Below are 20,759 nucleotides of genomic sequence, written 5' to 3'. Positions count from 1 at the left end.
AGAGCCTGCGATGTTGGAAAAAGTCCTGATCGCCAACCGTGGCGAGATCGCCCTGCGCATCCTGCGCGCCTGCAAGGAGCTGGGCATCAAGACGGTGGCAGTGCATTCCACGGCCGACCGTGAGCTGATGCACCTGTCCCTGGCCGACGAGACCGTCTGCATCGGTCCGGCTTCGGCAGCCCAGTCCTACCTGAGCATCCCGGCCATCATCAGCGCCGCCGAACTCACCGGCGCCACCGCGATCCACCCGGGCTACGGCTTCCTCGCCGAAAACGCCGACTTCGCCGAACAGGTGGAGAAATCCGGCTTCGCCTTCATCGGCCCGAAAGCCGACACCATTCGCCTGATGGGCGACAAGGTCTCGGCCAAGGACGCCATGAAGCGTTCCGGCGTCCCGACGGTTCCGGGCTCCGACGGCCCGCTGCCGGAGGAAGAGGAAACCGCGCTGGCCATCGCCCGCGAAGTGGGCTACCCGGTGATCATCAAGGCCGCTGGCGGCGGCGGTGGTCGCGGCATGCGCGTGGTGTACGAGGAAGAAGAGCTGATCAAGTCGGCCAAGCTGACCCGTACCGAAGCCGGTGCGGCCTTCGGCAACTCCATGGTCTACCTGGAGAAGTTCCTCACCAACCCGCGCCACGTCGAAGTCCAGGTACTGTCCGACGGCCAGGGCAACGCCATCCACCTCGGCGACCGCGACTGCTCCCTGCAGCGCCGTCACCAGAAGGTGCTGGAAGAAGCCCCTGCTCCGGGCATCGACGAGAAGGCCCGTGCCGAAGTGCTGGACCGCTGCGTCCAGGCCTGCATCGAGATCGGCTACCGTGGCGCCGGCACCTTCGAGTTCCTCTACGAGAACGGTCGCTTCTACTTCATCGAGATGAACACTCGCGTGCAGGTGGAGCACCCGGTCACCGAAATGGTCACCGGTATCGACATCCTCAAGGAAATGCTCAGCATCGCCGCCGGCAACAAGCTGTCGATCAAGCAGGAAGACGTGGTCATCCGCGGCCATGCGCTGGAATGCCGGATCAACGCCGAGGACCCGGACAACTTCATGCCCTGCCCGGGCAAGGTGACCTACTTCCACGCGCCGGGCGGCAACGGCGTGCGCGTCGATTCGCACCTGTACAGCGGCTATGCGGTTCCGCCGAACTACGACTCGCTGATCGGCAAGCTGATCACCTACGGCAACAGCCGCGACGAAGCCATGGCGCGCATGCGCAATGCGCTGGACGAGATCGTCGTCGACGGGATCAAGACCAACATCCCGCTGCACCGCGACCTCACGCGCGACAAGGGTTTCTGCAAGGGTGGGGTGAACATCCACTACCTGGAAAAGAAACTCGGCATGGACAAGCACTGATCTCCATCGGTGCCTGATCCAAGACACAAGGGCTGCCATAGGGCGGCCCTTGTGTTTTTCCGGCCTGCGCTCAAGTAAGCTTGCGCGCCTGCCGCACCCGCACGCTGAATTTTCAAGAGGTCCCGCCATGCCCTGGTTACAAGTCCGTCTCGCCATCACCCCGGAACAGGCGGAAACCTACGAAGACGCCCTGCTGGAAGTCGGCGCCGTGTCCGTGACCTTCATGGACGCCGAAGACCAGCCGATCTTCGAGCCGGACCTGGGCACCACGCCGCTCTGGACCCACACCCACCTGCTCGCCCTGTTCGAGGCCGATACCGACGAAGCCAGCCTGGTGGCGCACCTGGAACTGCTGACCGGCGGGACTCTGCCGGAGCACCAGATCGAGCGCATCGAAGACCAGGATTGGGAGCGCAGCTGGATGGACAACTTCCAGCCCATGCGTTTCGGCCGCCGCCTCTGGATCGTGCCGAGCTGGCACGGAGCCCCCGAGCCGGACGCCGTGAACCTGCTGCTGGACCCGGGACTGGCCTTCGGCACCGGCACCCACCCGACCACCGCCCTCTGCCTGGAATGGCTGGACGGCCAGGATCTCGCCGGCTGCGACGTGCTGGACTTCGGCTGCGGCTCGGGCATCCTCGCCATCGCTGCCCTGCTGCTGGGCGCTCGCCAGGCGGTGGGCACCGATATCGACCCCCAGGCGCTGGAAGCCTCCCGCGACAATGCCTTGCGCAACGGCATCGACCCCGCGCGCTTTCCGGTCTACCTGCCCGCCGACCTGCCGGCCAAACCCGCCGAACTGGTGGTGGCCAACATCCTCGCCGGCCCGCTGGTGTCCCTGGCCCCGCAGATCACCAGCCTGGTGGCGCCCGGCGGACGCCTGGCACTTTCGGGCATCCTCGCCGAGCAGGCCGAGGAAGTGCGCACAGCCTATGCCAGCGCCTTCGACCTCGACCCCACCGCGGAGAAGGACGGCTGGGTACGCATCAGTGGCGTGCGCCGCTGAAACGCTGGAAACTCAGCGGATCGAGTAAAATAGCCTAACGTTTCGACCGGATCGCCGCATGACCGACAGCTTCGTCACCCAGTGCCCGCATTGCCAGACCAGTTTCCGTGTCAGCCGCGCCCAACTGGCGGTGGCCCATGGCGCCGTACGCTGCGGTGCCTGCCTGCAGGTGTACAACGCGGCGCAGCAGCTGCTCGCCGCCAAGGGCAAGCCGGTTGCGGCAACGGCGGTCGACAATCCCAGGACGCCGGCGCCTGCCTCCGCGCCCGCCAGCCCGGCAGTTTCGGCCCCGGCCACGCCGGTACCCAGCGTCGCCACCGTGCTCAAGCAACCCGCCGCAGCGCCCGCACCGCCACCGGCCACGGCGCCGAGCGACGAAACCCTGTGGATCCACGACGACCTGGACCTCGACAGCCTCGACCTGGACGAGGAACTGGCCAAGCTGGAGCAGGAAGAGCGCCGCCTGTCCCGCGACCTGCTCGGCGCGGACGCGCCCGAACCCACCGAGCCGCCGTCCGCCAAGGACAGCCAGGACGAAGGCTGGGCGGAAAGCCTGCTGGCAGCGGAGGAACGCAAGACAGTCGTCGAACCCGAGCCAGAAGCCGAAGCCGAGCCGGAGCCCGACTTCGAATTGCACGCCGAGCCCGCTGCACGCCCTCTAGCCGAACCGCCCAGACCAACCCACGCGCCACGCACCGAACCCAGCCTGTCCATGGACCTGGTGGAAGACGAGCCCGGTCCGGACTTCAGCCTCGGCTCGGCCCGCGACGACGAGCCGGAAATGCTCGACGAGGACCTGGACGAAGAAGCGGACGAGCCGTCGGTGGCCGAAGCGCCGCGCATGCAGCACCCGCGCAGCGAGCCCGCCCTGCGCGAGGAAGGCCTGCTCAACATCGACGATGAGCCGCTGCAGCTGGACTGGCAGCGGCGCAAGCGTCCCTGGGGCCGCTGGATTGGCTGGGGCCTGCTGATCCTGATCGCAGTGGCCGCCCTGGCCATCCAGTACATCTGGTACCACTTCGCCGAGCTGGCCCGGCAGGACCAGTACCGGCCCTGGTTCGAGCAGATCTGCCCGGAAATTGGCTGCCAGCTGCCCTCCAAGGTCGACATCGAACTGATCAAGAGCAGCAACCTGGTGGTCCGCAGCCACCCCGAGTTCTCCGGCGCACTGGTGGTGGACGCCATCCTCTACAACCGCGCCCCGTTCTCCCAGCCCTTCCCGCTGCTGGAGCTGCGTTTCGCCGACATCAATGGCCAATTGCTGGCCAGCCGCCGCTTCAAGCCCGGCGAGTACCTCTCCGGCGAACTGGCCGGACAGGCGGAAATGCCTCCCCAGACCCCCATCCACATCTCCCTGGACATCCTTGACCCGGGTACCAAGGCGGTTAACTACAGCCTCAGTTTCCACTCCCCCGAATAACCCGAAAGCGCCGGATTCCGGCGCTTCCAAGGCATTGCTAACTCTCGGCAATAAGAGCCGGGCTGTTCAGAATTTGTTCAAAACAGCCTTTATCCAGTCATCGAGAGCGGGTATTATGCCCACCCTTTTTCGAACTCCCCCAGAACTCATCTGTGCAGGCCCCACAACAGGGAAGACCTATGTCGGCGGTAAGCATTGGCCCTTATGCCTTGCCCAATCCGGTGATACTCGCCCCCATGGCGGGTGTGACCGACAGACCGTTTCGCCTGCTGTGCCGTCGCCTTGGCGCCGGCATGGTGGTATCGGAGATGGTCACCAGCGACGTGCGCCTGTGGAACAGCCGCAAGTCGCGGCTGCGCCTGCTCCACGAGGGGGACCCGGAGCCCCGCTCCGTCCAGATAGCCGGTGGTGATCCGGAGATGCTGGCGGAAGCGGCCAGGGCCAATGTCGAACTCGGTGCCCAGATCATCGATATCAACATGGGCTGCCCGGCGAAAAAGGTCTGCAACAAGGCCGCCGGCTCGGCGCTGATGAAGGACGAGGCCCTGGTGGCCGAGATCCTCGACGCCGTGGTCAAGGCCGTCGACGTGCCGGTTACCCTGAAGATCCGCACCGGTTGGGACAGATCGAACAGGAACGGCATCACTGTGGCGAAGATCGCCGAACAGGCCGGCATCCAGGCCCTGGCCGTGCATGGCCGGACCCGCGCCGACCTGTACACCGGCGAAGCCGAGTACGACACCATCGCGGCGATCAAGCAGGCGGTGTCGATTCCGGTCTTCGCCAATGGCGATATCGATTCGCCACAGAAAGCCAGACAGGTCCTCGATGCCACCGGTGTCGATGCCCTGTTGATCGGTCGAGCGGCCCAGGGGCGACCCTGGATCTTCCGCGAGATCGCGCATTACCTGGCGACCGGAGAATTGCTGCCGGCGCCAGGATTGATCGAAGTGGAACGGATACTGCTGGAGCACCTTGCCGCACTGCACGCCTTCTATGGCGATGAGATGGGCGTTCGCATCGCCCGCAAGCATGTCGGCTGGTATCTGGCGACCCTGCCCGGCGCCAGGGAGTTTCGCGCCAAGTTCAATCGTTTGGAGTCCACGGACGCGCAGTGCGCCAACGTTCGGGAGTTTTTCGTCGAACGTCACAACGAAGGGGAAAAGGCCGCATGACGACGATGACCGAGAATTTTTTTGATGGGGCAACACCCGTGAGCGACAACGCCAACCTGAAACAGCACCTGACGGCGCCTACCGCAGAGGGTCAGACCCTGCGCGGCAGTGTCGAAAAGGCACTGCACAATTATTTCGCCCATCTTGAGGGCGCCGCCGTCACGGACGTGTACAACCTGGTGCTTTCCGAAGTGGAAGCGCCGCTCCTGGAATCCGTGATGAACTACGTCAAGGGTAACCAGACCAAGGCTTCAGAGATGCTCGGCCTCAACCGCGGCACTCTGCGCAAGAAGCTCAAGCAGTACGACCTCCTTTAAAGCCGCTGAAGGCTCAAGGCTAGAGGCTGGACGAAAAAGCGACGCCCTCGTCCCGCCTACAGCCTCCAGCGTTGTCTACTTCCCAATGGAACAGCCATGACTCATCAGACCCTTCGCCTTCCCGTTCGCCGTGCCCTGATCAGCGTTTCCGACAAGACCGGCATCGTCGAGTTCGCCCGTGAACTGGCTGCCCTCGGCGTGGAGATCCTCTCCACCGGCGGCACCTACAAGCTGCTCAAGGACAACGCCATCGCTGCGGTGGAAGTCGCCGACTACACCGGCTTCCCGGAAATGATGGACGGCCGAGTGAAGACCCTGCACCCGAAGATCCACGGCGGCATCCTCGGTCGTCGCGATCTCGACGGCGCGGTGATGGAACAGCACGGCATCAAGCCGATCGACCTGGTCGCAGTCAACCTCTACCCCTTCGAAGCCACGGTCGCCAAGCCGGACTGCGACCTGCCCACGGCCATCGAGAACATCGATATCGGCGGCCCGACCATGGTCCGTTCCGCGGCGAAGAACCACAAGGACGTCGCCATCGTGGTCAACGCCAGCGACTACGCCGGCGTCCTGGAAGGCCTCAAGGCCGGTGGCCTGACCTACGCCCAGCGTTTCGACCTGGCCCTCAAGGCGTTCGAGCATACCTCCGCCTACGACGGCATGATCGCCAACTACCTGGGCACCATCGACCAGGCTCGCGACACCCTGTCCACCGAAGGCCGCGGCGCTTTCCCGCGCACCTTCAACAGCCAGTTCATCAAGGCCCAGGAGATGCGCTACGGCGAGAACCCGCACCAGAGCGCGGCCTTCTACGTCGAAGCCAAGCCGGCCGAGGCCAGCGTCGCCACCGCCGTACAGCTGCAAGGCAAGGAACTCTCCTTCAACAACGTGGCCGACACCGACGCCGCGCTGGAATGCGTGAAGAGCTTCATCAAGCCGGCCTGCGTCATCGTCAAGCACGCCAACCCCTGCGGCGTCGCCGTGGTGCCGGAGAACGAAGGCGGCATCCGCAAGGCCTACGACCTGGCCTACGCCACTGACACCGAGTCCGCCTTCGGCGGCATCATCGCCTTCAACCGCGAGCTGGATGCCGAAACCGCCAAGGCCATCGTCGAGCGCCAGTTCGTCGAAGTGATCATCGCGCCAAGCGTTTCCGCCGAAGCCCGTGCCGTGGTCGCCGCCAAGGCCAACGTGCGCCTGCTGGAGTGCGGCGAGTGGGCCGCCGAGCGCGCCCCGGGCTGGGACTTCAAGCGTGTCAACGGTGGCCTGCTGGTGCAGAGCCGCGACATCGGAATGATCTCGGCCGCCGACCTCAAGGTGGTCACCCAGCGCGCGCCCAGCGAGCAGGAAATCCACGACCTGATCTTCGCCTGGAAAGTGGCCAAGTTCGTCAAGTCCAACGCCATCGTCTACGCCAAGAACCGCCAGACCGTCGGCGTCGGCGCCGGCCAGATGAGCCGCGTCAACTCTGCCCGCATCGCCGCCATCAAGGCCGAGCACGCCGGCCTGGAAGTCAAGGGCGCGGTCATGGCTTCGGATGCCTTCTTCCCCTTCCGCGACGGCATCGACAACGCGGCCAAGGCCGGCATCACCGCTGTTATCCAGCCGGGCGGCTCCATGCGTGACAACGAAGTGATCGCCGCCGCCGACGAAGCCGGCATTGCCATGGTGTTCACCGGCATGCGCCACTTCAGGCACTAACGGTCGCCCTCGAGCAGGCATCTGCTGTGTTGCCCGCCCCCAATGCTCATTGCCAGAAGGCAACTCCGCTTGGTGACGGGGCGGGCGCCTTGCATCTACCAGCTCGATGGCAACCTCGACTCCGAGCGAATTCGTTTTTGTAGGTTGGGTGGAGCGAAGCGATACCCAAGGATCCGGCACCGACCGGAACAGATCAGGAGAGTCCAATGAACGTACTCATCATCGGCAGCGGCGGTCGCGAACACGCCCTGGCCTGGAAGGTCGCCCAGGACCCTCGCGTCGAGAAGGTCTTCGTCGCCCCGGGCAACGCCGGCACCGCAACCGAAGCCAAGTGCGAGAACGTCGCCATCGACGTGCTGGCCCTGGAGCAACTGGCCGACTTCGCCGAGAAGAACGTGCAACTCACCATCGTCGGCCCGGAAGCGCCGCTGGTGAAAGGCGTTGTCGACCTGTTCCGCAGCCGTAATCTCGCCATCTTCGGCCCCACCGCAGGCGCGGCCCAGCTGGAAGGCTCCAAGGCCTTCACCAAGGACTTCCTCGCCCGCCACAAGATCCCCACCGCCGACTACCAGAACTTCACCGAAGTCGAGCCGGCACTGGCCTACCTGCGCGAGAAAGGTGCGCCCATCGTGATCAAGGCCGACGGCCTGGCCGCGGGCAAGGGCGTAATCGTCGCCATGACCCTCGCCGAAGCTGAAGAGGCCGTGCGCGACATGCTCGCCGGCAATGCCTTCGGTGACGCCGGTTCGCGCGTGGTGATCGAGGAGTTCCTCGACGGCGAGGAAGCCAGCTTCATCGTCATGGTCGACGGCCAGAACGTGCTGCCCATGGCCACCAGCCAGGACCACAAGCGCGTCGGCGACGCCGATACCGGCCCGAACACCGGCGGCATGGGCGCCTACTCGCCGGCCCCGGTGGTCACCCCCGATGTACACCAGCGGGTGATGGACGAAGTGATCTACCCGACCGTGCGCGGCATGGCCGAGGAAGGCAATGTCTACACCGGTTTCCTCTACGCCGGCCTGATGATCGACAAGAGCGGCGCGCCCAAGGTCATCGAGTTCAACTGCCGCTTCGGCGACCCGGAAACCCAACCGATCATGGTGCGCCTGGAGTCTTCCCTGGTCCTACTGGTCGAGGCCGCCCTGGCCAAGGCCCTGGACAAGGTCGAAGCCACCTGGGACCCGCGCCCCACCGTGGGCGTGGTGCTGGCTGCCGGCGGCTACCCGGGCGACTACGCCAAGGGTGACGTCATCGAAGGCCTGGCCGACGCCGCGGCCCTCGATGGCAAGGTGTTCCACGCCGGTACCGCCCTGAAGGGCGGCCAGATCGTCACCGCCGGCGGCCGGGTGCTCTGCGCCACTGCCATCGGCCGCAGCGTGTCCGACGCCCAGCAACAGGCCTACCGTCTGGCGGAGAAGATCCGCTGGAACGGCTGCTTCTATCGCAAGGACATCGGCTACCGAGCCATCGCCCGCGAACGCGGCGAAGGGTAAAGATCGGGTAAATGGCCAAGACCCTGGCGGCCCGGTGGCCGCCATGGTTATATTCCGCGCGATAGGGGCTTGGCTATAATCCGGCCACTCACCCACGAAGGGACCTCGACTGTGCCTCGGCTCAGGATTGCCACAGGATTGATCGCCAGCCTGCTGCTGGCCATGCTGCACCTGCTGCCCGCCCAGGCGGCCGAGGAGCGGCAATGGCACATGCTGCTCGATCCCAGCGCCAACCTCCAGCTGGAGGAAGTGCGGACCCAGCAGGCCCTTTCCCAGTTCACCCCGGCCGACCTCGACCAGCTCTACACCCCCGGCAGCGGCAGCGCCCTCTGGTTGCACTACCGACTTCCGCCGAGCCAGCACGAGCAGTTGCTGCGCATCTTCGCCCCCTACCTGGCCTATCTCGACCTCTACGTCCTCAAGGGCGAAGAACTGGTGGCCCACACCCGCACCGGCAGCCGTCTGCCATTCAGCGAGCGTCCGCTGCCCAGTCGCGACTTCCTCCTGCCGCTGCCGGTCCAGCAGGAGCCCCTGGACATCTACTTGCGCCTGGCCTCGGAACACGCCCTGCGGCCGACCATCACCCTGCAGTCCTCGGCGCTGATGGCCGCCGATGACACCCGCCCGCTGCTGTACGGCCTGCTGCTGGGTGGCCTGGTCATGCTGGTCTTCTATAACCTGATGCGCTACGCGTATTCCCGCGCCGGCGTCAGCCTCTGGCTGGCCGCCGCGCAGACCTGCCTGATCGTCACCGGCCTGAGCCTGCTGGGTATCAGCTCGCCCTGGCTTGGCGAATGGCAGAGCGCACAACCGCAGATCGCCAACCTCGCCATGCTGCTGGCGATGCTCTGCGCCCTGGCCTTCACCGCCAGCTTCTTCCACAAGGTCTGTCCGAGCACGCCGCTGACCGGCATGCTGATCGGCGAGATCGTGCTCATCAGCCTTACCGGTGCCCTGCTGCTGATCGTCACCGAGCTGCAGTTCAACCAGTTGGTCTACGTGCTCGCGGCCATCGCCAGCGTCAGCATGCTCACCGTGTCCGTCCATCACTGGCAGCACGGCTACCGCCCGGCGCGCCTGTTCAGCCTCGCCCTTGGGCTGTTCAGTGTCGCCATACTGGCTGCCCTGCCGGCCCTGTTCGGCTACTGGCGCCTGCAATCCGACTGGCTGGCCTATGTCCTGCTGGCGATCTCCACCGTCAGCGGCGTGTTCCTCAGCATGGCCCTTAGCGAGCGCCAGCGGCGCATCCAGTACGAAGCCTTCAGCGTCAGCCGTGAACTGGCCGCCAGCTCCGCCGAACTCAAGGCCAAGGGCGAATTCCTCGCCAAGATCAGCCACGAGATCCGCACCCCGATGAACGGCGTGCTGGGCATGACCGAACTACTCCTCGGCACGCCGCTGTCGGCCAAGCAGCGCGACTACGTGCAGACCATCCACAGCTCCGGCAACGAGCTGCTCACCCTGATCAACGAGATCCTCGACATCTCCAGGCTGGAATCCGGCCAGATCGAGCTGGACGACGTGCAGTTCGACCTCAATGCCATGATCGACGACTGCCTCGACATCTTCCGTGCCAAGGCCGAGCAGCAGCGGGTCGAACTCATCAGCTTCATGCAGCCACAGGTGCCACGCGTGGTAGGCGGCGACCCCACACGCCTGCGGCAGATACTCCTGAGCTTGCTGGACAATGCCTTCAAGCAGACCGACGAAGGCGAAATCCTCCTGGTGGTCGCCCTGGACAACAGCACCAGCGCACCGCGCCTGCGCGTAGCCGTGCAGGACAGCGGCCGCCCCCTGGAGGCCAGCGAGCGCGACGCCCTGCTGAACGCCGAGCTGCAGAGCCGCGACTTCCTCACCGCCAGCAAGGTCGGCGGCCGCCTAGGCTTGATCATCGCCCGCCAGCTGGTACGCCTGATGAACGGCGACTTCGGCATCCAGAGCGGTTCCGGCCAGGGCAGCACCCTCTGGCTGACCCTGCCGCTGGACAGCCAGTACCTCGAACGCCCCGCCGCCGACCTCGACAGCCCGCTGGAGGGCGCGCGCCTGCTGGTGGTGGACGACAACGACACCTGCCGCAAGGTGCTGGTGCAGCAGTGCGGTGCCTGGGGCCTGCAGGTCAGCGCGGTGCCTTCCGGCAAGGAAGCGCTGGCCCTCCTGCGGACCAAGGCGCACCTGCGCGAGTACTTCGACGTGGTCCTGCTGGACCAGGACATGCCCGGCATGACCGGCATGCAGCTGGCGGCCAAGATCAAGGAAGACCCCAGCCTCAACCACGACATCCTGATCATCATGCTCACCGGCATCAGCAACGCGCCGAGCAAGATCATCGCCCGCAACGCCGGCATCAAGCGCATCCTCGCCAAACCGGTGGCGGGCTACACCCTGAAGACCACCCTGGCCGACGAGATGAACCAGCGCAGGATGGGCGGCTCCATTTCGCTGCCGGGCTCCCAGGTCAGCGAGCCGCTGCACGTGCCCAGTGACTTTCGCATCCTGGTGGCCGAGGACAACAGCATTTCCACCAAGGTCATCCGCGGCATGCTGAGCAAGCTCAACCTCGAGCCGGACACCGCCAGCAACGGCGAGGAAGCCCTGAGCGCCATGAAGAACCAGCGCTACGACCTGGTGCTGATGGACTGTGAGATGCCGGTGCTGGACGGTTTCACCGCCACCGAGATGCTGCGCAACTGGGAGAACATCGAACAGCGCCCGCGCACCCCGGTGGTCGCCCTGACCGCCCATATCCTCAGCGAACACAAGGAACGCGCCCGCCTCGCCGGCATGGACGGCCACATGGCCAAGCCGGTGGAACTCTCGCAACTGCGCGAACTGATCGAGTACTGGGTGGCCGAGAAGGAACTGCGCGACCAGCGCGCTGTGCATAGCTGACGGCGTCCGAACAACCTGTGAGGGGTGAATTCATTCGCCAAGCAGGCCGCAGGCCTGCCCTCCAACTCCCTGCCGACCCCAACAGCCCTCTCCCCAACCCTCGAGAGGGGCTGACCGTACAAGCCGGGACTTGGTGCCCTTCCTGTAGGGGCGAATTCATTCGCCAAGCAGGCCGCAGGCCTGCCCGCCAACTCCCTGCCGACCCCAACAGCCCTCTCCCCAACCCTCTCCCGCATGCGGGAGAGGGGCTGACCGTACAAGCCGGGACTTGGTGCCCTTCCTGTGGGGGGTGAATTCATTCGCTATGCAGGCCGCAGGCCTGCCCGCCAACTCCCTGCCGACCCCAACAGCCCTCTCCCCAACCCTCTCCCGCAAGTGGGAGAGGGGGCTGACCGTGCAAGCCGGGACTTGGTGCCCTTCCTGTGGGGGCGAATTCATTCGCTATGCAGGCCGCAGGCCTGCCCTACTCTCCGAACCGCACCGCAAAGATCGGCGGCAGGTATCCGGCCACCAGGCTCCAGCTGCCCCCCTGGTCCTCCGAGACCCACAGGTGACCGGTGGTCGAGCCCATCACCAGGCGTTGCCCGCTGGCATCCACATCCAGCCCATGGCGGTACACCAGGTCATAGCAGAGCTGCTGTGGCAGGCCCTGCTCCAGCACATCGAAACTCCGGCCACCGTCGCGGGTACGGGTCACCCGCAGGCGCTGGTCCGCCGGCACCCGGCATTCGTCCTTCACCGCCGGTACGAACCAGGCGCAGTCCGGGTCGGCCGGGTGCACCGCCACGGCGAAGCCGAAGGTGGACGGCCCGGCCTGCTGCACTTCACGCCAGTTCAGCCCGCGGTCCGAACTGACGAAAATGCCGTTGTGATGTTGCACCCAGAGCCGCTCCGGGTCCGCCGGGCAGGCCACCATCCGGTGCGGGTCCTGGATGTCCGGCTCCTCGGCGCGCTCCGGCGGCATATAGGCGGCACGCATGCCGCGGGTGCGGTAGTTCCAGCTGGCGCCCTCGTCCTCGCTGTGCCAGACACCGCCGCAGGACACGGCCAGGGTCAGGTGGCGACTATTGCGCGGATCGACGCAGATGGAATGGATGCCCGGCTGGTCATAGCCGCCGCCGAACCAGTTCGCCCGCTCCGGGCGCTGCCAGAGGCTGTCCACCAGCGCCCAGGAATTGCCGTGGTCGCGGGAGCGGAACAGGCCGCCGGGAAGGGTGCCGGCCCAGAGCGTACCGGGCTGGTCCGGGCCACCCGGCTCCAGGCACCAGATCATTTCCACAGACGGCCCCTCCTCGCCTTCGGCGGCGGGTGCGAAAGCCGGTGCGGGGATTTCCTCCCAGTTTTCCCCGGCGTCCGCCGAGCGCCACAGTTTGGGTCCGAAGTGGCCCAGGTGCAGGGCCGCGTAGAGGTGGCCGTCGCGCGGGTCGGCCAGCAGCATGCTCACCGGCTCGCCCAGGAAGTCCTGGCGCGCCAGGCGCCAGCTGCCTCCCTGCGGCTCGAAACGCAGCAGGCCCTTTCGGGTCGCTACATGGATGCATCGGCTCATGTCCTTCTCCTTGTCCCGTCTCAGCCGCCGGACAGCGCCTGGACGACGAAGATGTCGCTGGCCGGCCCCACCGGATCGCTCAACCGGCGGCGGTCATTCACTTGCTGGGCATCGACGAAGATCGCCACATGCCGGCGCAGGCGCCCCTGGTCGTCAAGCAGGTAACTGCGCAGGCGCGGATTGGCGACGAAGGCCGCGTCCAGGGCGGCGGCCACGGTGGCGGCCGCGACATCCAGCTCGGGCACGTCGAGGTGACGCTGCAAGTTGGGAGTGAAGCTGATATGCGCCATGGACAGTTCCCTGCGCGGCAAGACGCCCCAGTGGGGGAAGGTATAGCCGAGCCCGGCGGTGCGGTTATAGTTGTGCGCCCAACGGCAGGGCAGCCTCTACACTGAGCAGGCGGTCCTGGTAGCGACGAACGGATGCCCCCACCATGCTTGAAAGCCTTTCCAGTCTGTACCTGAAGATGCTGGTGCTCTACAGCCCCTTCTTCGTGCTCTCCTGCTTCATCGGCCTGACCCGCGGCCACACGGTGAAGGAACGCAAGAAGCTCGCCTGGAAGGTCGCCCTCGGCACCCTGGTGGCCAGCGCCCTGCTCTACCTGTTCGGCCAGGCCATCTTCAACGTCTTCGGCATCACCATCGATGCCTTCCGCATCGGCGCCGGCACCGTGCTGTTCATCTCCGCCCTCGGCATGGCCCAGGGCAAGTCGGCGGTGCAGGCCGACAACGTGCAGCAGGACGTCACCATAGTGCCGCTGACCATCCCCCTCACCGTCGGCCCCGGCACCATCGGCGCCATGCTGGTGATGGGCGCGGGCCACGTGCACTGGAACGACAAGCTCACCGCGCTGATCGCCATTGCCATCGCCAGCGCCACGGTGGGAGCGATCCTCTACCTGTCCGACCGCATCGAACGCATCCTCGGCGACCAGGGCCTGCAGATCGTCAGCCGGCTGATGGGCCTGTTCGTCTGCGCCCTGGCCGCACAGATCATCTTCACCGGGGTGAAGAACTACCTCGTGCTCTGACGCGGGCATGCCGTAGGGTGGAAATCCACCTGTGGGATTTCCACCGCAATGGTGGATAAAAGAGCGCTATCCCCCTACGGACACGCACCAACCTGCGACCGGAACCACCCCATTCGCCCCCAACCTGCAGCTGGAAGACGGCCGCTGGGTGAAAGGCTTCATCTGCGAGCCCTACGCCCTGGATGGCGCCCGCGACATCACCGGATTCGGCGACTGGCACGCCTTCATCGCCAGCCAGCAGCGCTGAGCATGCAACTCGCCGGCACCAGCAGCGGGCGTCGCCAGCACCCCGAGAGCCTGGCCGGACGCATCTACGCCCGGCTCAAGGCCGAGATCAGTGAATTCCGCCTGCTGCCCGGCGACCGTTTCAGCGAAGGCGACGTGGCCGAGCGCATGGCCGCCAGCCGTACTCCGGTGCGCCAGGCCCTGCATCGCCTGGAGCGCGAGGGCTACCTGGAAGTGCGCTTTCGCAGCGGCTGGCAGGTGAAGGCCTTCGACTTCGAACATTTCGAGGAGTTGTACGAGCTGCGCATCGTCCTCGAACTGGAAGCGCTGCGCCGCCTCTGCGCGCGCCCCAGCGCTGCGCAACTCGAAGCACTGCAACGGCTCCGTCGCACCTGGATGGTGCAACCGCGACTGGACGACGGCCCCGAGGTGTCGCGCCTGGACGAGGAATTCCACTGCCAACTGGTGGAGGCGGCGGGCAATCGCGAGATGGCACGCATCCACCGTGAAGTCAGCGAAAAGATCCGCATCATCCGCCGCCTGGACTTCACCCAGGACGCGCGAATCGAGGCCACCTACGCCGAACACCAGGCGATTTTGCAGGCCATCGGCGAGCGGAACTGCGAAGAGGCACAGCAATTGCTGAGGACCCATATCGAAACGAGCAAGGCCGAAGTACGCAAGATCACCCTGCACATGTTGCACAGCGCGCGGCAGAGACCGCAGCCAGCCCAAGGGTGACGTGGAAGACCCTTTGAAAACTGCCCGGACAACAGACCAATAAACGCAGTCATTTCAAATACTTGCAAAGAATGGAGAGCGCCCCATGCAACGTCGCAGCCTGATCAAGGCCTTCACCCTTTCCGCGTCCATCGCCGCCATGGGCATGTCCTGGAGCATCCAGGCGGCCGAGACCATCAAGGTCGGTATCCTGCATTCGCTCTCCGGCACCATGGCGATCTCCGAAACCTCGCTGAAAGACATGGCGCTGATGACCATCGAAGAGATCAACGCCAAGGGCGGGGTCAACGGCAAGCAGCTGGAACCGGTGGTGGTGGACCCGGCCTCCAACTGGCCGCTGTTCGCCGAGAAGGCGCGCCAGCTACTGACCAAGGACAAGGTGGACGTGGTCTTCGGCTGCTGGACCTCGGTATCGCGCAAATCCGTGCTGCCGGTCTTCGAGGAACTCAACGGCCTGCTCTTCTACCCGGTGCAGTACGAGGGTGAAGAACTCTCGCCCAACGTCTTCTACACCGGCGCCGCGCCGAACCAACAGGCCATCCCGGCGGTGGAATACCTGATGAGCGAAGACGGCGGCAGCGCCAAGCGCTTCTTCCTGCTGGGTACCGACTACGTCTACCCGCGCACCACCAACAAGATCCTGCGCAGCTTCCTGCACAGCAAGGGCGTGGCCGACAAGGACATCGAAGAGGTCTACACCCCCTTCGGCCACAGCGACTACCAGACCATAGTCGCCAACATCAAGAAGTTCTCCGCCGGCGGAAAGACCGCGGTGATCTCCACCGTCAACGGCGACTCCAACGTGCCCTTCTACAAGGAACTGGCCAACCAGGGCCTGGAAGCCACCGACGTGCCGGTGGTGGCCTTCTCGGTGGGCGAAGAGGAACTGCGCGGCATCGACACCAAACCGCTGGTGGGCCACCTGGCCGCCTGGAACTACTTCGAGTCGGTGGATAACCCGGTCAACGGCAAGTTCGTCGAGCAGTGGAAGGCCTACGCCAAGGCCAAGAACCTGCCCAACTACCAGACCGCGGTGACCAACGACCCGATGGAGGCCACCTACGTCGGCATCCACATGTGGGCCCAGGCCGTGGAAAAGGCCGGCACCACCGACGTGAGCAAGGTCCGCGAAGCCCTGGCCGGCCAGAGCTTCGCCGCGCCGTCGGGCTACACCCTGACCATGGACAAGACCAACCACCACCTGCACAAGCCAGTGATGATCGGCGAGATCCAGGAAGACGGTCAGTTCTCGGTGGTCTGGCAAACCGAAGGCCCGCTGCGCGCCCAGCCCTGGAGCCCCTTCATCCCTGGCAACGACAAGAAGCCGGACTATGCGGTGAAGAGCAATTGAGCTGAATGACGCCTGGGGAATCCGAGCCCGGCCTGGCATCCCTCCCCCCTAACCCCTCTCCCGGAGGGAGAGGGGTTAGGGGGGAGGGCTGTGTCATCCGGCACATTCCTCAACCTGACTGACACACCAGTGGAATCCCAAGGATTTGCGCATGCCCACTGCCCTCCTCCGAATACTCCTCGCCCTCACGCTGCTCCTGCCGCTAACAGCCCAGGCCGGCGACGCCAACGACTTCGCCGCCGCCAACCCAGCGCAACAGGCCAAGCTGCTGGAACACTGGGCCGCTGAGCCCGACGCCGCGCGCCAGCCCTTGCTGGACGCCCTGCAACAAGGCCGCCTCTCCATCGACGCCAAGCAGGCCTTCATCGAGCAAGACGGCGCCTTCCACGCTGCCGAAGGTGATGCCGCCCCCAGCGGCACACCGAAGAAACTGCGCCTGAACAACCGCCTGCGCGGCCTGCTGATCACCGCCCAGGCCAGCCACCAGTTGCTCGCCGCCGAACCCGCCATCCGCCTGGAAGCCGCCCGCCAGTTGCAGAAAAGCGCCAAGCCAGCGCAGCTGGCCCTGCTCAACGGCCGCCTGGTCGCCGAGGAAGATGCCGGCGTGCGCGACGCCCTCTCCCTGGCCCTGGCCAATCTGCAACTGGTGGACCCCGATCCGGCGATCCGCCTCAACGCCGTGCGCCTGCTCGGCGAAACCGGCGATCCGCTGGCTCGCACCCGCCTCGAAGCCCTGCTCGACCCGGCAGTGGAAACCGACGCCGCGGTGCGCACCGCCGCCGAAACCAGCCTGGCCCAGGTCAAGCGCCGGCTATTGGTCGGAGAGTTGCTCGGCCAGGCCTTCAGCGGTCTGTCCCTGGGCTCGATCCTGCTGTTGGCGGCCCTCGGCCTGGCCATCACCTTCGGCCTGCTGGGGGTGATCAACATGGCCCACGGCGAGATGCTGATGCTTGGCGCCTACACCACCTACCTGGTGCAACTGGGCTTCCAGCGCCTGGCGCCCGAACTGCTCGCGCTCTACCCGCTGGTGGCGCTGCCGGCGGCTTTCATCGTCACCGCGCTGATCGGCATGGCCCTGGAGCGCACGGTGATCCGCCACCTCTACGGCCGTCCGCTGGAAACCCTGCTGGCCACCTGGGGCATCAGCCTGATCCTGATCCAGCTGGTGCGGGTGATCTTCGGCGCGCAAAACGTCGAAGTGGCCAACCCGGCCTGGCTCTCCGGCGGTATCCAGGTGCTGCCCAACCTGGTGCTGCCCTACAACCGCATCGTGATCATCGGCTTCGCCCTGTTCGTGGTGGCCCTCACCTGGCTGCTGCTGAACAGGACGCGCCTCGGCCTGAACGTCCGCGCCGTCACCCAGAACCGCAACATGGCCGCCTGCTGCGGCGTGCCCACCGGGCGCGTGGACATGCTCGCCTTCGGCCTCGGCTCAGGGATAGCCGGCCTCGGCGGCGTGGCCCTGTCGCAGATCGGCAACGTCGGCCCCGACCTCGGCCAGGGCTACATCATCGACTCCTTCCTGGTGGTGGTGCTGGGCGGCGTCGGCCAGCTCGCCGGCAGCGTGATGGCCGCCTTCGGCCTGGGCGTGGCGAACAAGATCCTCGAACCTTCGATCGGCGCCGTGCTGGGCAAGATCCTGATCCTGGCGCTGATCATCCTCTTCATCCAGAAGCGGCCCCAGGGTCTCTTCGCGTTAAAAGGCAGGGTGATCGACTGATGACGCAACCACTCAACCAGACCCTGCTCGCCCGCACCACGGCCACCCTCGGCCCGCGCACCTCACTGGCCATCGGCACCCTGGTGCTGGCGGTCCTGCTGGCCCTGCCGCTGCTGCACCTGCTGCCGGCCGACAACCCGCTGCAGGTCTCGGCCTACACCCTGACCCTGGTGGGCAAGATCCTCTGCTACGCCATAGTGGCGCTGGCCCTGGACCTGGTCTGGGGCTACGCGGGACTGCTGTCCCTCGGCCACGGGCTGTTCTTCGCCCTCGGCGGCTACGCCATGGGCATGTACCTGATGCGCGAGGCGGCGGGCAGCGGCCTGCCGGCCTTCATGAGCTTCCTCGCCTGGACCGAGCTGCCCTGGTACTGGGCCGGCACCCAGCACTTTCTCTGGGCGCTGTGCCTGGTGGTGCTGACGCCGGGACTGCTGGCCCTGGTGTTCGGCTTCTTCGCCTTCCGCTCGCGGATCAAGGGCGTGTACTTCTCGATCATGACCCAGGCCCTGACCTTCGCCGGCATGCTGCTGTTCTTCCGCAACGAGACCGGCTTCGGCGGCAACAACGGCTTCACCGACTTCCGCCGCATCCTCGGCTTCGACATCACCGCGCCGGGCACCCGCGCCGTGCTGTTCCTCGCCACCGTGGCGCTGCTGATGGGCAGCCTGCTGCTCGGCTGGCACCTTGCGCGAAGCAAGTTCGGCCGGGTGCTCACCGCCCTGCGCGACGCCGAGAACCGCCTGATGTTCTGTGGCTACGACCCACGCGGCTACAAGCTCTTCATCTGGGTGCTGTCGGCCGTGCTCTGCGGCCTGGCCGGCGCGCTCTACGTGCCGCAGGTGGGCATCATCAACCCCAGCGAGATGTCGCCCACCAACTCCATCGAGGCGGCCGTGTGGGTCGCCTTGGGCGGGCGCGGTTCGCTGATCGGCCCGCTGCTCGGCGCCGGCCTGGTGAACGGCATGAAGAGCTGGTTCACCGTGGCCTTCCCGGAGTACTGGCTGTTCTTCCTCGGCGCCCTGTTCATCCTGGTCACGCTGTACCTGCCCAGGGGCCTGATCGGCCTGGTGAAGAAGGGGGACAAGTAAATGCGTGCAGCCCCGGTACCCGAACTCATGCTCGAACCCATCTTCGACCCCAACCGCGACGCCGGCAGCGGCCGCGATTCGCTGGGCCTCGGCCATGTCGCCGGCCCCGGCCTGGACGTGCGCCACGGCACCATCCTCACCCTCGAAGAAATCAGCGTCAGCTTCGACGGCTTCAAGGCCCTGCGCGAGCTGAACCTCTACATAGGCGTCGGCGAACTGCGCTGCATCATCGGCCCCAACGGCGCGGGCAAGACCACGCTGATGGACGTGATCACCGGCAAGACCCGCCCGGACACCGGCAAGGCCTGGTTCGGCGAAACCCTCGACCTGACCCGCATGAGCGAGGTGGAGATCGCCCAGGCCGGCATCGGCCGCAAGTTCCAGAAGCCCACGGTGTTCGAGGCGCTCAGCGTGTTCGAGAACCTGGAGCTGGCGCAGAAGACCGACAAGTCCGTGTGGGCCAGCCTGCGGGCGAAACTCTCCGGCGAGCAGAAGGACCGCATCGATGAAGTGCTGGCGACCATCCGCCTGGACGCCTCGCGCAATCGCCCGGCCGGCCTGCTCTCCCATGGCCAGAAGCAGTTCCTGGAGATCGGCATGCTGCTGATGCAGGACCCGCAATTGCTGCTGCTCGACGAGCCGGTGGCGGGCATGACCGATGCCGAGACCGAGTTCACCGCCGAGCTGTTCAAGGGCCTGGCGCGCCAGCATTCGCTGATGGTGGTGGAACACGACATGGGCTTCGTCGGCACCATCGCCGACCACGTCACCGTGCTGCACCAGGGCCACGTTCTGGCCGAAGGCTCGCTTGCGGACGTGCAGGCCAACGAACAGGTGATCGAGGTCTACCTCGGCCGCTGAAGCTGGTGCGCACGGCGCACCCTACACGGCGTGGCGCCCCTCGTAGGGTGCGCCATGCGCACCGAAACGTGCCGCAAGGCCACAAGGACATGCATATGCTCCAAGTCGACAAGCTCCACCAGTACTACGGCGGCAGCCATATTCTCCGTGGCCTGTCCTTCGAGGCGAAGGTGGGCGAGGTCACCTGCCTGCTCGGGCGCAACGGCGTGGGCAAGACCACCCTGCTGAAATGCCTGATGGGCCTGATTCCGGCGAAGGAAGGTGCGGTGAGCTGGGAAGGCCGCGCCATCACCGGCTTCAAGCCGCACCAGCGCGTCCACGCCGGCATCGCCTACGTGCCCCAGGGCCGCGAGATCTTCCCGCGCCTGACGGTGGAGGAGAACCTGCTGATGGGGCTGTCGCGCTTCAGCGCGAAGGACGCCAAGGCGGTGCCGGAATCCATCTACGAACTCTTCCCGGTGCTGCGAGAAATGAAGCACCGCCGTGGCGGCGACCTCTCCGGCGGCCAGCAGCAACAGCTCGCCATCGGCCGTGCCCTGGCCAGCCAGCCACGCCTCTTGATCCTCGACGAGCCCACCGAAGGCATCCAGCCCTCGGTGATCAAGGAAATCGGCGCGGTGATCAGGAAGCTCGCCGAGCGCGGCGACATGGCCATCCTGCTGGTGGAGCAGTTTTACGACTTCGCCGCCGAACTGGCCGACCACTACCTGGTGATGAGCCGGGGCGAGATCATCCAGCAAGGCCGCGGCGAGGCCATGGAGGCCGAGGGCGTCCGCGGCCTCGTGGCAATATGAACACCATTGCACCGCGTGGGTTACGCCGCTTCGCGG

17 protein-coding genes and 1 pseudogene are annotated in these 20,759 nt (G+C 66.0%); 16 read left to right on the top strand and 2 right to left on the bottom strand.

Annotation, left to right across the window (positions count from 1 at the left end):
- Positions 1-10 precede the first annotated feature (10 nt).
- From accC to E8F11_RS30040, 8 genes are all read left to right on the top strand, one after another.
- Positions 11-1,360 carry an acetyl-CoA carboxylase biotin carboxylase subunit gene (accC, locus tag E8F11_RS30075; protein ID WP_280292571.1) on the top strand — a complete coding sequence of 450 codons (1,350 nt, stop codon included), beginning with the start codon at positions 11-13 and terminating at the stop codon, positions 1,358-1,360.
- 127 nt (positions 1,361-1,487) lie between these two features.
- On the top strand, positions 1,488-2,366 hold the full coding sequence (prmA, locus tag E8F11_RS30070) for a 50S ribosomal protein L11 methyltransferase (protein WP_280292570.1): 879 nt from the start codon (positions 1,488-1,490) through the stop codon (positions 2,364-2,366).
- Between the two features lie 58 nt (positions 2,367-2,424).
- A complete protein-coding gene (locus E8F11_RS30065) occupies positions 2,425-3,786 on the top strand; it encodes a DUF3426 domain-containing protein (protein ID WP_280292569.1) in 1,362 nt (453 codons plus the stop codon).
- Positions 3,787-3,965: 179 nt separating this feature from the next.
- The gene (gene dusB / locus E8F11_RS30060; protein WP_280292568.1) at positions 3,966-4,961 is read left to right on the top strand and encodes a tRNA dihydrouridine synthase DusB; all 996 of its coding nucleotides are present in this window, start codon (positions 3,966-3,968) and stop codon (positions 4,959-4,961) included.
- The gene (gene fis, locus E8F11_RS30055; RefSeq protein WP_028630726.1) at positions 4,958-5,278 is read left to right on the top strand and encodes a DNA-binding transcriptional regulator Fis; all 321 of its coding nucleotides are present in this window, start codon (positions 4,958-4,960) and stop codon (positions 5,276-5,278) included. The genes dusB and fis overlap by 4 nt, the downstream gene beginning before the upstream one ends.
- A 96-nt stretch (positions 5,279-5,374) precedes the next feature.
- Complete coding sequence (gene purH / locus E8F11_RS30050) at positions 5,375-6,982, top strand: bifunctional phosphoribosylaminoimidazolecarboxamide formyltransferase/IMP cyclohydrolase (protein WP_280292567.1); 1,608 nt, start codon at positions 5,375-5,377, stop codon at positions 6,980-6,982.
- A 206-nt stretch (positions 6,983-7,188) separates the two neighbouring features.
- A complete protein-coding gene (purD, locus tag E8F11_RS30045; protein WP_280292566.1) occupies positions 7,189-8,478 on the top strand; it encodes a phosphoribosylamine--glycine ligase in 1,290 nt (429 codons plus the stop codon).
- A 111-nt stretch (positions 8,479-8,589) separates the two neighbouring features.
- A complete protein-coding gene (locus E8F11_RS30040; protein ID WP_280292565.1) occupies positions 8,590-11,367 on the top strand; it encodes a hybrid sensor histidine kinase/response regulator in 2,778 nt (925 codons plus the stop codon).
- A 463-nt stretch (positions 11,368-11,830) separates the two neighbouring features.
- Here E8F11_RS30040 and E8F11_RS30035 read toward each other — a convergent pair whose 3' ends face one another.
- Positions 11,831-12,913 (bottom strand): exo-alpha-sialidase, encoded by a 1,083-nt coding sequence (locus E8F11_RS30035; protein ID WP_280292564.1) that lies wholly within the window; start codon positions 12,911-12,913, stop codon positions 11,831-11,833.
- Between the two features lie 20 nt (positions 12,914-12,933).
- Positions 12,934-13,203: a MoaD/ThiS family protein gene (locus E8F11_RS30030; RefSeq protein ID WP_280292563.1), complete on the bottom strand. Its 270-nt coding sequence runs from the start codon at positions 13,201-13,203 to the stop codon at positions 12,934-12,936.
- Positions 13,204-13,346: 143 nt separating this feature from the next.
- Between E8F11_RS30030 and E8F11_RS30025 the strand changes: the two genes are divergently transcribed.
- The 8 genes and pseudogenes from E8F11_RS30025 (at position 13,347) to urtE (ending at position 20,723) form a co-directional block, all read left to right on the top strand.
- Positions 13,347-13,943: a MarC family protein gene (locus E8F11_RS30025; protein ID WP_280292562.1), complete on the top strand. Its 597-nt coding sequence runs from the start codon at positions 13,347-13,349 to the stop codon at positions 13,941-13,943.
- Positions 13,944-14,064: 121 nt separating this feature from the next.
- A pseudogene (locus tag E8F11_RS30020) lies at positions 14,065-14,190 on the top strand (allophanate hydrolase); the annotation flags it as partial.
- Positions 14,191-14,192: 2 nt separating this feature from the next.
- On the top strand, positions 14,193-14,909 hold the full coding sequence (locus tag E8F11_RS30015; RefSeq protein ID WP_280292561.1) for a GntR family transcriptional regulator: 717 nt from the start codon (positions 14,193-14,195) through the stop codon (positions 14,907-14,909).
- An 85-nt stretch (positions 14,910-14,994) separates the two neighbouring features.
- Positions 14,995-16,260, top strand: a complete 1,266-nt coding sequence (gene urtA / locus E8F11_RS30010) for an urea ABC transporter substrate-binding protein (RefSeq protein ID WP_280292560.1) — start codon at positions 14,995-14,997, stop codon at positions 16,258-16,260.
- Between the two features lie 151 nt (positions 16,261-16,411).
- A complete protein-coding gene (gene urtB / locus E8F11_RS30005; protein ID WP_280292559.1) occupies positions 16,412-17,980 on the top strand; it encodes an urea ABC transporter permease subunit UrtB in 1,569 nt (522 codons plus the stop codon).
- Entirely contained in the window at positions 17,980-19,068 is a 1,089-nt protein-coding gene (gene urtC / locus E8F11_RS30000; RefSeq protein WP_280292558.1) for an urea ABC transporter permease subunit UrtC, read from the top strand. Before urtB ends, urtC begins: the two co-directional genes overlap by 1 nt.
- Positions 19,069-19,929 carry an urea ABC transporter ATP-binding protein UrtD gene (gene urtD / locus E8F11_RS29995; RefSeq protein ID WP_280292557.1) on the top strand — a complete coding sequence of 287 codons (861 nt, stop codon included), beginning with the start codon at positions 19,069-19,071 and terminating at the stop codon, positions 19,927-19,929.
- A 95-nt stretch (positions 19,930-20,024) separates the two neighbouring features.
- Positions 20,025-20,723 carry an urea ABC transporter ATP-binding subunit UrtE gene (urtE, locus tag E8F11_RS29990; protein WP_280292556.1) on the top strand — a complete coding sequence of 233 codons (699 nt, stop codon included), beginning with the start codon at positions 20,025-20,027 and terminating at the stop codon, positions 20,721-20,723.
- Positions 20,724-20,759 lie beyond the last annotated feature (36 nt).

The sequence above is a fragment of the Pseudomonas sp. BN417 genome, from assembly GCF_029871205.1.
Lineage (GTDB): Bacteria > Pseudomonadota > Gammaproteobacteria > Pseudomonadales > Pseudomonadaceae > Metapseudomonas.
This window is presented reverse-complemented; position numbering and strand designations above follow the sequence as displayed.

Bases quoted from the DNA above. Each gene is read 5' to 3' on its own strand.
- urtC (WP_280292558.1), top strand. From the start codon at position 17,980: ATGACGCAACCACTCAACCAGACCCTGCTCGCCCGCACCACGGCCACC.
- fis (WP_028630726.1), top strand. From the start codon at position 4,958: ATGACGACGATGACCGAGAATTTTTTTGATGGGGCAACACCCGTGAGC.
- prmA (WP_280292570.1), top strand. From the start codon at position 1,488: ATGCCCTGGTTACAAGTCCGTCTCGCCATCACCCCGGAACAGGCGGAA.
- urtB (WP_280292559.1), top strand. From the start codon at position 16,412: ATGCCCACTGCCCTCCTCCGAATACTCCTCGCCCTCACGCTGCTCCTG.
- E8F11_RS30015 (WP_280292561.1), top strand. From the start codon at position 14,193: ATGCAACTCGCCGGCACCAGCAGCGGGCGTCGCCAGCACCCCGAGAGC.
- E8F11_RS30030 (WP_280292563.1), bottom strand. From the start codon at position 13,203: ATGGCGCATATCAGCTTCACTCCCAACTTGCAGCGTCACCTCGACGTG.
- E8F11_RS30025 (WP_280292562.1), top strand. From the start codon at position 13,347: ATGCTTGAAAGCCTTTCCAGTCTGTACCTGAAGATGCTGGTGCTCTAC.
- urtD (WP_280292557.1), top strand. From the start codon at position 19,069: ATGCGTGCAGCCCCGGTACCCGAACTCATGCTCGAACCCATCTTCGAC.
- purD (WP_280292566.1), top strand. From the start codon at position 7,189: ATGAACGTACTCATCATCGGCAGCGGCGGTCGCGAACACGCCCTGGCC.
- urtE (WP_280292556.1), top strand. From the start codon at position 20,025: ATGCTCCAAGTCGACAAGCTCCACCAGTACTACGGCGGCAGCCATATT.
- urtA (WP_280292560.1), top strand. From the start codon at position 14,995: ATGCAACGTCGCAGCCTGATCAAGGCCTTCACCCTTTCCGCGTCCATC.
- E8F11_RS30035 (WP_280292564.1), bottom strand. From the start codon at position 12,913: ATGAGCCGATGCATCCATGTAGCGACCCGAAAGGGCCTGCTGCGTTTC.
- dusB (WP_280292568.1), top strand. From the start codon at position 3,966: ATGTCGGCGGTAAGCATTGGCCCTTATGCCTTGCCCAATCCGGTGATA.
- accC (WP_280292571.1), top strand. From the start codon at position 11: ATGTTGGAAAAAGTCCTGATCGCCAACCGTGGCGAGATCGCCCTGCGC.
- purH (WP_280292567.1), top strand. From the start codon at position 5,375: ATGACTCATCAGACCCTTCGCCTTCCCGTTCGCCGTGCCCTGATCAGC.
- E8F11_RS30065 (WP_280292569.1), top strand. From the start codon at position 2,425: ATGACCGACAGCTTCGTCACCCAGTGCCCGCATTGCCAGACCAGTTTC.